The 14,880-nt window shown below is 57.2% G+C and carries 10 protein-coding genes; 3 read left to right on the plus strand and 7 right to left on the minus strand.

The window, feature by feature from the left end; translation table 11 throughout:
• Positions 1 to 107 precede the first annotated feature (107 nt).
• Both JQ600_RS30325 and JQ600_RS30330 read right to left on the minus strand, forming a co-directional pair.
• Complete coding sequence (locus JQ600_RS30325) at positions 108 to 2,264, minus strand: caspase family protein (protein WP_212391849.1); 2,157 nt, start codon at positions 2,262 to 2,264, stop codon at positions 108 to 110.
• A gap of 23 nt (positions 2,265 to 2,287) precedes the next feature.
• Positions 2,288 to 3,214, minus strand: coding sequence for a DUF4399 domain-containing protein (locus JQ600_RS30330; RefSeq protein ID WP_312011131.1), 927 nt, complete (start codon positions 3,212 to 3,214; stop codon positions 2,288 to 2,290).
• Positions 3,215 to 3,519: 305 nt separating this feature from the next.
• Here JQ600_RS30330 and JQ600_RS30335 point away from each other — a divergent pair, with 305 nt between their 5' ends.
• The 3 genes from JQ600_RS30335 to JQ600_RS30345 all read left to right on the plus strand — a co-directional run bounded on the left by JQ600_RS30335 (position 3,520) and on the right by JQ600_RS30345 (position 7,460).
• Positions 3,520 to 4,311, plus strand: a complete 792-nt coding sequence (locus tag JQ600_RS30335) for a formylglycine-generating enzyme family protein (RefSeq protein WP_249136160.1) — start codon at positions 3,520 to 3,522, stop codon at positions 4,309 to 4,311.
• Between the two features lie 438 nt (positions 4,312 to 4,749).
• On the plus strand, positions 4,750 to 6,612 hold the full coding sequence (locus JQ600_RS30340; RefSeq protein ID WP_212490213.1) for a hypothetical protein: 1,863 nt from the start codon (positions 4,750 to 4,752) through the stop codon (positions 6,610 to 6,612).
• An 11-nt stretch (positions 6,613 to 6,623) separates the two neighbouring features.
• Positions 6,624 to 7,460 carry a class I SAM-dependent methyltransferase gene (locus JQ600_RS30345; RefSeq protein ID WP_212490214.1) on the plus strand — a complete coding sequence of 279 codons (837 nt, stop codon included), beginning with the start codon at positions 6,624 to 6,626 and terminating at the stop codon, positions 7,458 to 7,460.
• Positions 7,461 to 7,528: 68 nt separating this feature from the next.
• On the opposite strand, the gene JQ600_RS30350 is transcribed toward JQ600_RS30345, so the two are convergent.
• The 5 genes from JQ600_RS30350 to JQ600_RS30370 form a co-directional block, all read right to left on the minus strand.
• Complete coding sequence (locus tag JQ600_RS30350) at positions 7,529 to 8,935, minus strand: MBOAT family protein (protein WP_212490215.1); 1,407 nt, start codon at positions 8,933 to 8,935, stop codon at positions 7,529 to 7,531.
• The gene (locus tag JQ600_RS30355; protein ID WP_212490216.1) at positions 8,932 to 10,008 is read right to left on the minus strand and encodes a hypothetical protein; all 1,077 of its coding nucleotides are present in this window, start codon (positions 10,006 to 10,008) and stop codon (positions 8,932 to 8,934) included. The genes JQ600_RS30350 and JQ600_RS30355 overlap by 4 nt, the downstream gene beginning before the upstream one ends.
• 78 nt (positions 10,009 to 10,086) lie before the next feature.
• Positions 10,087 to 11,730, minus strand: a complete 1,644-nt coding sequence (locus tag JQ600_RS30360) for a hypothetical protein (protein WP_212490217.1) — start codon at positions 11,728 to 11,730, stop codon at positions 10,087 to 10,089.
• A gap of 75 nt (positions 11,731 to 11,805) precedes the next feature.
• Positions 11,806 to 12,693, minus strand: coding sequence for a bifunctional 2-polyprenyl-6-hydroxyphenol methylase/3-demethylubiquinol 3-O-methyltransferase UbiG (locus tag JQ600_RS30365; RefSeq protein WP_212490218.1), 888 nt, complete (start codon positions 12,691 to 12,693; stop codon positions 11,806 to 11,808).
• The gene (locus JQ600_RS30370; RefSeq protein WP_212490219.1) at positions 12,690 to 14,870 is read right to left on the minus strand and encodes a bi-domain-containing oxidoreductase; all 2,181 of its coding nucleotides are present in this window, start codon (positions 14,868 to 14,870) and stop codon (positions 12,690 to 12,692) included. The genes JQ600_RS30365 and JQ600_RS30370 overlap by 4 nt, the downstream gene beginning before the upstream one ends.
• Between the last annotated feature and the right edge of the window lie 10 nt (positions 14,871 to 14,880).

Raw genomic sequence — 14,880 nt, forward strand, 5'->3', positions numbered from 1 at the left:
CCAGGAGGCACTTGGAGAAGCGATCTGGCAGGACTCATAGGGGGCTTAGGCCACCGCAATATGGAGGAATTAAGTGCTTGGCCGGGGGCTGTGAGAGCCCATCCTGACTAACCGCCGGACAGGCTTTCCCGCAGCCGGATGACCTGAGGCCGCAACTGCTCGCAGGCCAGTTCGCGCTCGAATCGAACCACATCCTCGCGTGACTGGCTGGCGCGCAGCTTGGCCAAGGTGGCCCTCTCCTCGTCACAGCTTCGGACCTGAACAATCGGCGCGGGTTGCGCCGGCTTCGCCCCTGATGGCGCGGACTGAGCGGATTGAAGGGTTGGCGCATTGGCCGCGGCCGACGGCTGATCCGGCTGCGGCGCGTCCTTCGCAGTTTCCTTCGCAGTTTCCTTCGCAGTTTCCTTGGCAATTTCCTTGGCAATTTCCTTGGGCAGGCTCTCGCGCAAGCGCACGATTTGCGGGCGCAACCGCTCGCAGCCGAGGTCACGCTCGAGCGCGGCCAGATCGGCGTGCGAGGGATTGGCGCGGATCTTGGCAAGCCTGGCTTCGTCCTTTTTGCATTCGGGTGCCGGTGCGACAGTCGCAACGGCAACCTTCTGCGGCTCCGGCGGCTTCGGGGCAGCTTCCTGTTTCGGCGCAGCCGGAGGCGGCGGCGGTGGCGCAATAACCAAGGCCGGCGGCGGGGCAATTTTTTCAACGACAGGCTTGATCTGGGCGGCGATGGCCGGCGCCGCATTGGCGACCGCCGAGAGGCTTTCGCGCAATCGCAGTATCTGGGCACGCAATTTCTCGCAGCTCAGGCTCCGCTCCAATTCGGTGACGGCCTCGATCGACGGGTTGCTGCGCAACTGCGCCAGCATGGCCCCGTCGCGATCACAGGGATCGGCAGGCGCCGGCGCGGCCTCAGTCGGCGGCGGCAGCGTCCGGATGTCGGTCGATATGCCGGCAAGCGACGGACTGGTCGGCTCCTTCCGATCGATCGCGGCGATTTTGGTCCGCGCCTGCTCGGCCAGCAATTGCAGCGCCTCTTCACGCAGCTTGCGCTCCCGCTCGGCCGCGAGCTTCACACGTTGCTCTTCCTGGGCCTTTGCAGCTTCCCGCTCCTTGCGCTCCTTCTCGGCCACGAGCCGCAAGCGCTGCTCTTCCTGCGCCTGGGCGGCCTCGCGCTCCTTGCGGACTTTTTCAGCTGCCGCCTGCGCGCGAAGGGTCTCCTGCTTGCGCAGCGCCTCTTCCTGCTCGGCCAGTTTGCGCAGCGCCGCTTCGCGTTCGGCCTTGCGCTGTTCTTCCGCAAGCCTTGCTGCTTCGCGCTGCCGGGCCTCCTGGTTCTGGCGTTCGCGTATAGCGGCCTCGATGCGCTGGATGCGGTTTTGCGCCTCCGGCACGTAGCTCGACGTCGAGAACTTGGCGATGAAGTCCTGCAGCACGGCGGGATCGGGCGAGTCCTTGATCTTGTCGAACGCGATCCGGTCGGTCTGGTTGAGGTAGTAATTGCTCAGCAGCGACACGTAGGTTTCCGGGCGCTGACGGCCGCCGGTCTGGGCGTTGACGTCGGCGGCGACGCGGCGGAACAATTGTTCGATTTCGAGTCCGGGCTCCTTGAGCCGCTTCAGGAAGGCGCTGGTGAACGGGCTGTTGCGGCCGTCGCCGTCGGCGGCGACTTCATCCGCCGCGGTGGAATAGGCCACTACCATGCCCTGGGCCTTGTCGATCTTGGCGAGCCCGCCGCGCACGGCATCGATGGCGCGGCTGTCGCCGGACTTCTTCTTGCGGCGAAGCGCGTTGACGATCGGATTGTTGCGGCACGCATCGAGGATCACGATCTTGACGCCGTCGCCGCGGTCGAGCGCGGCGCGCACGTCGTCGAGCGGCGTCATCTGGTAGCGGAAGCTGATCTCGTCCTCGACTTCGGCGTCGGTCGGCATCAGGAAGTTGCGGCCCTGATACTGGACGGCATGACCGGCGTAATAGAACAGCGCGGCGTCGGCGTCCGTCGCCAGCCTTGCGAATTTGGCCATGTTCAGGTCGAGATCGCGCTTGTTGGCGTCGATCGCTTGCAAGACTTCGAAACCGACCCCGCGGAGTGCCGCGGCAACGTCCGTGGCGTCGTTCTTCGGATTGGCCAGGAACAGGCTCGCATTGCTGTAGTTCGAGTTGCCTACAACCAGCGCAACGCGCCGGTCAGCCTTCGCAACGCTGATCGAACAGGTCAGCAGCACGAGACTATACAGAGCTGCAATCCAGATCGGACGACGTGTGCTCATATCAGGCTCCGGAACTGCCCCCCTTAGTAATAGCGACGATATTTGCGATACTTCTTCTTTGCAGGCGGACGGCCGCTGGCGGTGACCGTGACCGTGATCGGTTCCGACAACAACGGCGGATCGTGCGGAATGTGGAGCTCGTCGGCCAACAGCAATCGCAGGGTATGCTTGCCGAGCGGCAGCGTGATCTTGGCTTCGGTCTGGCCGGCGCCGAAATGCAGATGATTGAAGTCGGCTGGAATCGGCAAATCGAGGTTCGGCACGTCGGTATCGATCAGCAAATGGTGGTGACCGGTGTTGACCTTCTCGAAGCCGGCGGGCGCGACGCCCATGCCGATCAGACCGAAGCGGATGACCGGCGTCGGCGAGACGTAACCGCGGTTGAGCGGATAGACGAAGTACACCTTGGCGCCGGGCGGCGATTTTTTGCGCCCCGTGCTGGCGGGGGTGGTCGTGGCGGGCGCCGCCGCAGATGCCGACGCCGCAGGCACCGCGGAGGCGGCAACCACGCGAATCTTGATCCGCTCGGAGATCAGCGGAATCGTATTGGGAATGTGGTCCTTGTCGCCCAGCACCAGCTGCAGCGTGTGCTCGCCTTCCGGCAAGGTCACTTCGGCCTCGGTTTGCCCCGCGCCAAAATGCAGATGATTGAAGTCGCTCGGTATCGGCTGATCGAGCGGCGGCAGCTCGGTGTCGATCAGCAAATGGTGGTGTCCGGCATTCGCCTTGTCGGAGCCGGCGGGTGCGACGCCCATGCCCTTGAGGCCGAAATTCACGGTGAAGGTGGTCGGAACGGTCTGACCATCCTTGAGACCAACGAAGTAAACGGCCGCTCCGGGGGGCGAGGGATTGGGCCCGCCAACCGGCTTTTGCTGTCCGTGGCTCGTTCCGATCGTTCCTGCCAGCATAAAAAGCGAAACAGCAATTCCGGTCGATACTTTCGAGAACACACACACCTCCTAAAATCACGACAGGCGGCTGCCAAAAGCTCAAATAACTCAAGAACTGAAATGCGTCTGTGAAATAGTACACTGGATTTAAGCCATTGAATATCGTCCCCTGCCGCGGGCGGACCACACCCTGCGCACAAGCTCTCATCGATTTGATGATGGGATGAGGCAAACGGGAGTATTATATTACCATCAAACTAACTGACGATAGCGACACTGCGACTTTTGATTTTATGGAGTGTTGCGGGCACGATGGACCACGGGCGACGCGCCAGACGACCGGCGCAATTGAGGCCGAGGGTATGATGTTCAGATTTTTTGCTTTTTTGATATTTCTGCTCGCTACCGGACCGGCCGCCGCCCAGTCGGCCGCGGCGCCCGAGCCCGGCGAGCTGTTCCGAGATTGTCCGGATTGCCCGGAAATGGTGGTGGTGCCATCAGGCGAGTTTGACATGGGCGGCAAGGACAGCCCGTACGAGGGGCCGCCGCACCGGGTCACCATCGCCAAGAACTTCGCGATCGAACGGCGCGAAACCAGTTTCGCCGAGTGGGATGCGTGCGTCTCCGACGGCAAATGCAGGCACCGGCCGGATGATCGCGGCTGGGGTCGCGGCGATCAGCCGGTCATCGACGTGAGCTGGGAGGACGCCAAGGCGTTTGTTCTGTGGCTAACGCAGAAGACCGGCCGCAACTACCGCCTGCCGAGCGAGGCCGAGTGGGAATATGCGGCGCGCGCCGGCACCACGACCACCTACTGGTGGGGCAAAGAGGTCGGCAAGTCGAACGCCAATTGCGACAATTGCGGCGACTCGCTGCGCCGGACGATGCGGACCGGATCCTACCGGCCGAACGGCTTCGGGCTCTACGACACATCCGGAAACGTCTACGAATGGGTCGAGGATTGCTGGAACGACAATTACAAGAATGCGCCCAAGGACGGCTCCGCCTGGACGCAAGGACAATGCCGCCAGCGCGTGCTGCGCGGCGGATCGTTCGCCAACAAGGCCAATACGGTCACCTCGGCGGCGCGTTACCGGTACGATCTCGACGTGCGCTATTTCGCCAACGGTTTTCGCGTCGTGCGGGACGTTCAGTAGTCCCGATCAGGCGCGCTAATCATTCTCAATGCGAATGATATCGCCCTCGCCGGAATTCGCCGCCGGCACGGGGAGCGAGCTGCTTCTGCAGCCGAGAGACATGGGCCGTCAAGTCGCACGCAACTCTGCGATCAGACGAGCAGGGCTCACCTTGGTCAGGCTCCCGTCAAAGCCAGACTCATTAGGGACCTCGACCCCGATGCATGGGCCAAAGCCAAAAATTGGATGCAATGGAACACCTATCGGTGGCTGAAATGCAGTATGACCGTTACGAGTCAGCGCTCGACTACGGGTGCGCCGCGTTAGTCGCGAGATTGCATATGAAATGATTTCGAAAACTGTTGGCCAACTTTCAGATATGCATTGATTGAAAAGGCCTTTTACTCAACAAGGATATATTCGACTCCTCGCCGCGGCGTAAGATTCCGGACCATACTAATGCAAATGGATGTGCGCCTTCATACGATACTTGCAGTCGCTATCTGCTTGGTTGGTATTGCAGTTTGGGGCTCCAGCCTCTGGTTAATGGCTCCGCCTGATCCAAACTACAGCGACACCGTTGCCCCTTCGCTTTGGTACGCCGGGAAGCTCGCGGCTCCCGTCGGTACCTTACAACATTCCCTATTCCCTCAGCTCCCACTCCTGCTCCCACGGATCCTAGGTGCGCTAGACCAGTCGTGGGCTCTTTCCGTGGAGTTAGCTCATGATGTTCTTGCGGGCCTTTTCTTAGTTTGCGGCCTCGGCGCCATTGGTATCCTAGCGGTTAGACTGTCATCGGCTCGCGGCTATGGAGCAGCTTTCGTCGCGATTTTTGCGATCGTAGTGTTCTTAAAGAGTTGGGTAACAGGACTTCACGTTGGCTATCCTTTGTATGTTCAGTATCCAAACCATCTGCTTGGCAGCTGGGGAATTGCGGCCTCACTTTTCGTTTGGGCCATCTGGATTACGTCCGGACAAAAACTCATAAATCTATTGATTTGTGCTGGACTAGCGGGGCTGCTTACTAATCTGCACGCAACGTACGGACTTATTGTTATAGGCATTATTCTTACGGGTATCAGTGTTGAAGCCTTGATCGTTCGCAAACTCGCACCTGCATTGCAGCGCATGGTGTTGGCGATATTTTGCTTCTCGCTTGGTGCTTTGCCGCAGGGGCTTCTCATACTTTATCACTTGCCGCCTGCCAGCCTGCCCACCGGGTTGCCCGACACAGCGTGGTGGACACTTATGATCTTTCGTAAGCCGTCCCACATCTATCTTTGGGGCCCTGGCGGCATTGTCCAACCTCTGTGCTGGATATTTGCTTTTTGGTGCGCCTTTATTGCGGCACTGTCATCAAGACTACCTGCCATCTACACTTACCGACTAATTGCGACGGGAGTCGCAGTTACCATTTTTTGTGCAATAGCGTACGCCGCCTTCGCAATTGTTCCTATGCCTACACTGATCGGGGCGGTCCTATCGCGCTCGGCATTGATACCATTGGCCGCGATCCCCGCGCTTGCAGCGACTCTTACAATACTTTGCTTGAGAAGCTGGAACGAGCAGCAAAATACATTGAACGCGTTGCGCTTGATTCTCGCTTCGCTAACAAGCGCCGTACTGGCTCTTCCGATGGCCAGCGATCTCGTCAAAGCATTGTCATTGATAGCGTTGGTAGCAACAACTATACTCATGCACCTACCCGATACGGTACCGACCGTCGCTGTGCGACGCACAACGCAACTTCGCCGAACTGCGCTCGCAGTTCTCGCCGTTGCTGTGCCATTTCTTATGTTGGCCGCAAAATGGCAAGGAGCGCTTGCCATGATGCCTCGCCACCCCGGCACTTCCTGGGCACAGGTCACAGATTACGTCCGAAACGTTATTCCACGCGATCAGATCGTTCTGATGCCGCCATATCCTTACGCCACGGTAACGTCTCGACACATAAATCCGGCGGATTACGGGTACATGGGGTACTCCGTTTACGCGCGCGGACTCTTGCCATTCGAAATTAACCAGATCGAACTTCTACTGAAAATCAATCTTTTGACTTCTTCGCCACAGGCCATTCAAGCTTACCTCGCAAATAACGGCCAAATACTCTGCGTCTTTGAAAAGGGTTACGCCAAGCTCACTTCGGACATTTCTCGGTTACACCAACTTCGCTCGCAGTATCCTTCGCTACATTACTTTGTAGGGATCAAACCTGGAGCGGCACCTGCGCAATGGACGTGCGGACCGGCCGAAACGCAAACTCTGGATCTACCTCGTGTCTTTGAAAACGACACCTATGTCGTGTATCAGCTTTCGGAATAAGCAGGATTATCATGCCGCGGGATTTGAAAAGCGACGTTAGATCGTTTTGGGAAAGCAAACCCTTATTTGTGGGCGAAACCACGTATGATCCAGGCGCCCGCGAGTATTTTCAGCATCATGAAAATGTCTACCTATCTGATGTATTCCCGCGCGGGCTGATACCGCCTGAATTTTTCCCATTCCAGGATCGGGAAATGATCATAGACGTGGGGTGCGGTCCGGGCTTTTGGGTTCGGCAGCTATCCCGTCGCGGGATGAACGTCATTGGCATTGATATCACTCTCGCGGCGGCAAAACTGACAACAAAGAGCTTGGCTATATTTGACTTGCACGCTCATGCGATTACGGCAGATGCCGAGACGATCCCATTCAGAGCTAACTCATTCGACGGAGCAGTGTCTCACGGCGTTATTCATCACACTCCGGATACTCAGGCATGTATTTGCGAGATATTCCGAATTCTGAAGCCGGGCGGATCCGCCGTCATTAGCGTGTATCGGCGCAATGCGATTCTGAAATCGAAACTACTCACACGACTAGCTGCCTTTGCGCTCGGTAAGATGGTTTTCTTGCCGGGCCGAGGGCGCGAAGATTTGCTTAAGTCAGGTGATGCAAATGAAATCGTTCGACTTTACGACGGAGTCGATAACCCCGTTGGCAAGTCGTACACCCAGGCGCAGATTTGCCGGATGATGGTGGACGCGGGTTTCAGTATCGAGAAAGCCTGGCGTTACTATTTTCCTTTGCGCAGCCTTGGCCGGATGGGAGCACTTTTGAAGCCGTTGCACAGCTTCATATCCCGACGATACGGCCTGATGATCGCCGTGCACGTCGTTAAGCCAATGTGATTGTGCGCTTGTACGGCTCGACAGCACCAAGATTGAGACCGCGTTTGTCGGCGATCTCTGAACTGAATCTAGAACTGGAAGTAGATAAACGTTTGAGAAGTGCCTGCTAAAAGGAAGCAGCCAACAATTATTGCTGCGATCGCTACGACTCTTAGCGTGACGCTTTCAACTCCGATTGAGCAAACATTATCCTGGTGTCGTCGTAGCCGATAAGTAATGGAATGCATTAAGGCCGCTACGAGCATCCCAACAATTAGCAGTGGCGACACGCGATCGAACTTTTCGGTGAACGGCATTGATCCAAGGCCAAGCATCCCTCCCCAGATTTGCATTGCATCTACGATCGTTTTTGCGCGAAAAAGAACCCAACCAGCAACAACCGACAGGAAAACTATCAGCATTTGTAGCGGAGCGGGTACATGTTCCCACAAGCTTCCGATTCGGGAGCCACGCGACCAGCCAGCGGCGGTGACCAACGTGCCGTGGTAAATTCCCCAGAGTATGAAAGTCCAAGAAGCTCCGTGCCACAATCCACCCAAAAACCATGTAACCGTGACGGCTGAAGCGAACTGCGTTAGACCGCCTCGGTTCCCTCCGAGCGGAATGTACAAATAGTCGCGGAGCCACGATGAAAGAGAGATGTGCCACCGGCGCCAGAAGTCGCGGATTGATCGGCTGAAATAGGGCCAGTCAAAGTTCAAGGCCAGCTCAAAGCCAAGCAACTTCGCAATGCCACGCGCAATATCCGTGTATCCACTGAAGTCGCAATAGATTTGGATGGCGAACGCAATACAAGCAATCCACAAGACGCCTCCGCCATATGCAGCGTGGTTGAGGAAAACTCGATCTACAAACGGCGCAAGGTTGTCCGCGATAACGAGCTTCTTGAAAAAGCCAACAGCGATTAGTTCAAGACCGCGCCTGGAGGCATAAGGATCAAATGGTTTCGCGGTTTCGGTTTGCGGAACGAAGTCGGCAGCTCGAACTATTGGCCCCGCGACAAGATGGGGAAAGAACGAAATGAACAGAGCATAATCACGCAGCCGCCTGACCGCAGGCATACGCTTACGGTGCACATCGACAATATAACTGATCGACTCGAACACATAGAAGCTAATGCCTAACGGCAGTTCCAGGGAAACTATCGGAAGGCACTTACAGCCCGCAATCGAGTTAAAAGTCTCCGCGAGAAATCCAGCATACTTGTAAGAGGCAAGCAGCGCGGCGTTGATTACGACGCCGATTATGAGCGCCCCGCCGTTACCCTTGGCCGATCCACGTTCGATCAGCTTTGCCAATCCGAAATTCAGCAACGTCATTGCAACCAGGATCGCCAGCCACAAGAGCGACCCGGCCGCATAAAACAAGTAACTTGCAATTACCAGAATCCACGGCCTAGCCGTATGCGTTACAGCAGCTAAAACAAATAACGTTACCGAAAGAAGAAAAAAGAATTCAATGGAGTGAAAACTCATCGGCCGAGCACCTCATCAACCTTTGCGCCGATGGCTTTGCTGTATTTTTCACGCCCTTTGGCAGACAAGTGTACTTCATCAACGAAATTTGCATCATCATCTTCAAACACTTTGTCGCGACCGATGTAGTAAGCGCCACACTGCTTCGAAATCTTTTCGATGCGCGCATCGATCGCATCGAAGTCAATTCCAACAGCGTATGGATTGGTTCGGCCAAAAAGTGCTTCCGGGGCCGCCGATATGATGAGCCTTACGTTATTTCGCTTAAGATCATCGCAAAAAGAGCTTAGTGCTGAATAGCCAAGTGTAGTGTCGCGCTCCGAGCTCTCAATGTAGGCACGACGCACCCAATTTTCCGATGAAACGGGCGGCCGTGGCACTCTGGTCCGCTCGCTCATTGGAGGCGGCGGCCGGTCAACAGAATAGTCAAAGGGCGACCTCAGCGGTTCAATATCCGACGCAAGAATGCGTTCAACATACGAAATAATGAGATTTCGATAGCGCCGGATCCAAAGGCGCTCTGATAGCAGCCGCTCACCAAAGCGAGCTGCGCGCCGAATTTGCCACCACGCAATCGGCTCATGGTTTAGGTCATCAATTGCACTCCCTCTGGCATCGATAGCATCGGGATTGCGGACATCAGAAAAGGAAAAGCCGTTGTACAAATACACCACGGCCACCGTGCCATCCGAAACAAGCAAAGACCGTAGCGGCGAAAGCTCACTAGAGAGCATACCCGTGAGCCCCAAGTTTCTCGGCTGAAGTTTGGGCGCCGCCTTTAGCGCTACTTTGACATCGTACTCGTCTATGCCATTGACGACCGAGCTACTACCAACGAACGAAACTCTTCGTTCTGGTTCTCGCGCCAAGGCTTCGAGGTGCAACATCTGCTTTTCAACGTGAACCCTGATATCAACCAACCCACTTCTGGGTATGTAGGGAGGCCTGTGGAGATCGAGCCACTGAAGAACTGGCTTGCTTCGGAGTGTTGATTCAATTGCCACAATAGTTACCAAAGCCAACGCGCTGGCACAGATAACTTCGATCAAGACAATTGCTTTTGATGATCGCATCATTCTATCGGTGATGACACATGACCTTAGGAGACGGACGGCTAGATTCCAGCCGATGTTCAAGATTATTCGCGGGCATCAGGGCAGCGCTATATGTCGATGATAGGTAGGCGGCTCTTGGGATCCATCGCTGAGCGGTTTCGCTGGCTTACATGCGACATGCGCACCACACCAATCCTCAAAATCCGCGTACCGCGATGACCCCATATGAAAGGGCACATGGCGCGGCACGGGAATGGGCGCTCCGCTCACACCTGTGATCCGATCCTCGATTGTTATCTTCCCGTCTTTCGCGACGGAAATGCGCCGGTGCAGCCGGCCCGGATGACTCCTTTTCTTGCGAATGAGCGTCGCGACCAGCAGGTCTTTGAGCCAGCGCGATACAGCCGGGAAGCGCCCCAGCGTGGTGGTGAAGAGTCGGAACGCGACGAATCGCCAAGGATCGAACCGCATCGAGGGAATGCCACGAAAGGCAGTTTCCACATCAGCGTGCAGCAAACGTTCATGATCGGTCTCGATCTGACAGCGCCCCTCACCCTGACTGACTACGAAGCCGTTCGGCGACGCGACAGCATATCCGCAGTCTTCATAGATCAAAGCGCCTGTCATCTCGAACAATTTGACCGAGCCACCCATCTGGCCACCCATCGCAACAATGCGATTATTGGCATTTGCTATCGCAAGGCCGGCATCCGCAAACACCGCGACAGCACCTCGAGTCCGCCAGGGAAGCTCCGCCGCATGCGAAAGATCGCCAGCGGCATCCGCGGCGAAAAGCAGGTTGTTAAGCAGCGGAAACTGATTCCACGCGTCCATCTCTCGCGCACCTACGCCGCGACCCGCTGACAATCTCTCGCGCATGTGCTTGGCAACCGCGGCAGATGATGGCACACGCGCTGCCAGCATTTCGAATGCAGCGGGATAAGCGAACTTCGTTCCTCGGCTCGCATACTCTCCCCCGAGACTGCCGTCGGGATGAGCGAACCAGCTCACAAAATCGCTGGCACGGATCAGACGCCCGAACAGCTCCTTATCGCCGGTCCGACGTTCGATCTCGGCAAGATAGAACATCCCGTGACTTTGATAGCCCGGATCCGCACCGCCATACTCTTTCATCCATCCTTCATCAGGATGCTGATGCTTGTAAATCACGCCGAGATAGCGATCCCGCGCGGCCTTAAACTTGTCAGTGCCGACGACGTCACCCGCCACCTGCAAGGCAGCCGCGGACGCCGCGAGATGGTTGGAGAGGATACCATGATGTTCGCCATTATTTGCGAGCCAAGTCGCCCCACGCTCGATCGACGAAAGTGTTTTCAGCTCCGTCGCCTGGTCTACCCTGTCCCGTATCCGCTCCAGCGCGATTCCAAGATAGAAGCCGGTGAACGCCGTCGCGGCCAAACTTCGCTCAAACGGATAAGCCTCGTCAAAACTGCCATCGCTGTGCTGAAGCCTTGTCCAGAAACGCAGGGCGCCACCGGCAAGCTCTGTCATGCGGCCTCTTGCTTCGACAGGCGCCGGCGATCTTGGGGATGACGCCAGCCAGCCAAGCAGATGCGCACCTTCCTGGAAGCGGGTGGCAGAAAAATCGGTAAACTTCCAGCACCACCACGTTCGATCGAAGCTACCGTGTGTCGGCGATGTTGGCTCGGCATCGAGACCTGAAAGGGCACGGCCCAACAGCGGCCGGATGGCGGCGAGATAACTGTCCGAATTATCCATTGGCCCGCTCATCTTTTACCACCTCGAACTACAACAAACATGTTCTCGCCGACCAGCGACATGTTTCGAAGAACATCAGGCCTTGATGTCATTCAACGGCTTGCGGGCAATTGCTGTCAGCAAGGTCATGGAGCCAACGCGGCGCGCGAGCGCGAATACGCCCTGCACCGCAACACGCAAAACCGGCTGCGCTACAGCCAGCTCAGACGATTCCAACTCGCGGGCCTCTATTTTCACTTGTTCAAAGCCTGTTCTCTGCAACAACGCCGCCAGCGACGCCTTGGTAAAATACTGAACATGAAAGGGCGGCCAGAGACGCTCTTGCAGAGGCCGCAGCAATCCAGACAATTTCGCAAGCCCCCGGCCGATCCGATAGACGAGCCCATCGTAATTTGGCGTTTCCAGCGCCAGCGTGCCGCCTGGCTTCAGCACACGAAATGCTTCGCGGAGGAAGCGATCAGGATTATCGACGTGCTCGATGAGATCGAATCCGCAGATGATGTCGGCACTACATGCCGCCAACGCAGCGGTCTCCAGCGTACCGACCCGCAAGTCGCGGCCCGCGGCGCGGCCGAGCTCCACCACCTTGGGAAATATGTCGATGCCGATCGCTGTCATATGCCGACTTTCTACGGCATAGGCGACGAGGATTCCGAGATCGCACCCGACATCGATCATAGCTTTGCCGTCAAGCGCGCCGATTTGGCGCTCGACCCGCGACAGTTTTGCCTCGCATGCCGCACGTAGCACGGAAGTCAGCTCACGCCGCGCGATGAAATACGGATGGTTGAAATAGTCGTCGCTGCCATGCAGAGCCGTCAGATCGAGTGCGGAGGGGCGCGGCTCCAGCAATCCTGATCCGCAACTGCCGCACTCGCGGATGCCGCCGTACCCCAGCGAAACTCGCAACGGCCGCGGGTCAGACGAACCGCAAACCACACATGGCACGATCTTCCCTGTCATGCGTCGGCTCGCCCAATCTCGTCTTCGGATCCAACGCCCCGCAAAGCCTCGGTTACTGCGAGGGTAACCTCGGTGGTTGCAATCAAGCTTTCGATCGAAATTGCGGGATTGCCCGTTCGACAAGCCTCCGCGAAAGCGGCCGCTTCCGCCGCAAATCCCTTGTCAACATTCAAAGAGCGGCGGCGCGATGTTTTGTTTTTGGCCACAAGATCGAGTGCACGGAAATTGTCCAGCAGCGCCATGCGCTCTTGCGCAAAGGCTTCGAACCGTTCCTTAGGATAGCTTGCGTCACCGTTCGACCAGTAGTGCACGGTGCCAATCGACCCGTCCTGGAATCTCACCGTAAAGGTAACGATATCGTCGGCGGCAACATCGGAACGTCGCGGACTAACATGGGCTACTTGAACAGACTCTGGAAGTGAACCGCAGACGCTCTGCATAGCATCGATGAAATGGCAGGCTTCACCGATGATTCGGCCGCCACCACTTTCCCGATCGTGTACCCAGCCGAGCTCGGACTTGAGCGCAATACGGCCAGCGTTGATGCGATAGAGCATAACCATCGGTTCCGAGCGCCCCTTGAAATGCCCAGCCATCGCTTGCACTAAAGGTGAAAACCGCCGGTTGAAACCGACAGTCAGCGTGCCTGAAGAGGCGCGCGCCGCTGCCTCAACATCGATAAGTTCCTGGCGCGAGATTGCCAACGGCTTCTCGACGAAGACATGCTTGCCCCGGTTCAAGGCTTCGACAACATAACGCGCGTGGCTGTCGTGACGGGTAGCGATGACGACCGCCTGAACGGAGGGATCATCCAGCAAAGCATATCCATCGTTGTGGGCCATGCTCGCGCCATACCGCTCGGCAACACTTTTTGCTGAAATGCCCTTTCCGCTAGCTACGCCGACCATGTGGAACGCCTGAGCGTCCATCAAAGCGGGCAGCAGGATACCTTTTGCAAACGTTCCTGCCCCTATGACACCAAGGCCAATGCGACCGGATACGGGCCGTCGCGATACCGAAAGAGCAAGCGACTTCGAAGGACTCATTTCGGATGGATACTCAAGGACAATGCCTACGCTAAAATCCTGTTTTTTGCCGGTGACCAGATCGTAGCCCTCGGTTGCATCCGCGATTGAAAACTTATGAGTCGTAAGCCGCGCCGGATCCAACCTGCCATCACCAATCAATTCAAGAAACGCTGAGAGGTTGCGCCGCTCAGTCCAGCGCACGTAACCGATCGGATAATCCTGACCTTTCGCCTCATAAGCGGGATCATATCGGCCCGGTCCGTATGAGCGTGACTGAAGAATTTCCAGTTCTTTCTCGAAATAGGTTCGACGCGCTATATCCATCTTGACATCGCCGACCACGACTACGCGCGCCCGGTCGCGACACAGCTTGGCAACGTCTTCGAAAACTGCGCCGCTATCGCGGGAACCTACAGTTAGCAAAACCGAATCCACACCAAAACCACCTGTCATCGCGGCTATCTGAGTCGCAAGCGCGGGATCAGACGGTATTGCGGCAACGGTCGCACCGGCGGCTCGCGCCATATCGAGTTTGCGAGAATCCAGATCGAGGCCCGCAACCCGCATACCCGCAGCGACGCATAACTGCACGGTCAATTGACCGACCAAGCCCAATCCTACGACCAGAACAGTTGCTCCCAGTTGCTGATCCGCCTGCCTCAAGCCGTGGAGTGCAATGGCGCCCAGCGTCACATAACTGGCTTGTTCGTCGGTAACCGCTGCTGGCACACGAACACAGAGATTCTTGGGAACGGCCACTAGCTCCGCATGATTTGCAAAACCAAGGCCGGCGCAGGCAACGCGATCGCCCACCGAAATGTCGTTCACATCGCGCCCAATCTCCAGCGCGGTGCCGACAAGGGAATATCCGAGCGGGATCGGTTCTGCGATCAGATTCTTCACTACTTTATACGTTGGCCAAAGGCCTTCGGTGCGCGCCCGGTTTATCACCTTCATCGCAAGATCGGGACGGTCCAGGGCCTTGCCGAGATATCCCTTCTTGCCCAAGCCGATTATCGCGCGATCGGTGCCGGAACTGATGAGCGAACTATGCGCCCGAACGAGAACCTGACCGGGACCCGCACGCGGCGCGGGAACATCGGCGACCGACAGAACGCCAGACTTAAAGTTCTGCACCACAATCTTCATAAGGCCACCT

The organism is Bradyrhizobium sp. AUGA SZCCT0176 (assembly GCF_018130145.1).
In the GTDB taxonomy this organism is placed as follows: domain Bacteria; phylum Pseudomonadota; class Alphaproteobacteria; order Rhizobiales; family Xanthobacteraceae; genus Bradyrhizobium.

Coding starts and splice junctions, on each gene's coding strand:
- JQ600_RS30340 (WP_212490213.1), top strand. CDS start 4,750: ATGCAAATGGATGTGCGCCTTCATACGATACTTGCAGTCGCTATCTGC.
- JQ600_RS30360 (WP_212490217.1), bottom strand. CDS start 11,730: ATGGATAATTCGGACAGTTATCTCGCCGCCATCCGGCCGCTGTTGGGC.
- JQ600_RS30350 (WP_212490215.1), bottom strand. CDS start 8,935: ATGAGTTTTCACTCCATTGAATTCTTTTTTCTTCTTTCGGTAACGTTA.
- JQ600_RS30355 (WP_212490216.1), bottom strand. CDS start 10,008: ATGCGATCATCAAAAGCAATTGTCTTGATCGAAGTTATCTGTGCCAGC.
- JQ600_RS30370 (WP_212490219.1), bottom strand. CDS start 14,870: ATGAAGATTGTGGTGCAGAACTTTAAGTCTGGCGTTCTGTCGGTCGCC.
- JQ600_RS30325 (WP_212391849.1), bottom strand. CDS start 2,264: ATGAGCACACGTCGTCCGATCTGGATTGCAGCTCTGTATAGTCTCGTG.
- JQ600_RS30345 (WP_212490214.1), top strand. CDS start 6,624: ATGCCGCGGGATTTGAAAAGCGACGTTAGATCGTTTTGGGAAAGCAAA.
- JQ600_RS30365 (WP_212490218.1), bottom strand. CDS start 12,693: ATGACAGGGAAGATCGTGCCATGTGTGGTTTGCGGTTCGTCTGACCCG.
- JQ600_RS30335 (WP_249136160.1), top strand. CDS start 3,520: ATGTTCAGATTTTTTGCTTTTTTGATATTTCTGCTCGCTACCGGACCG.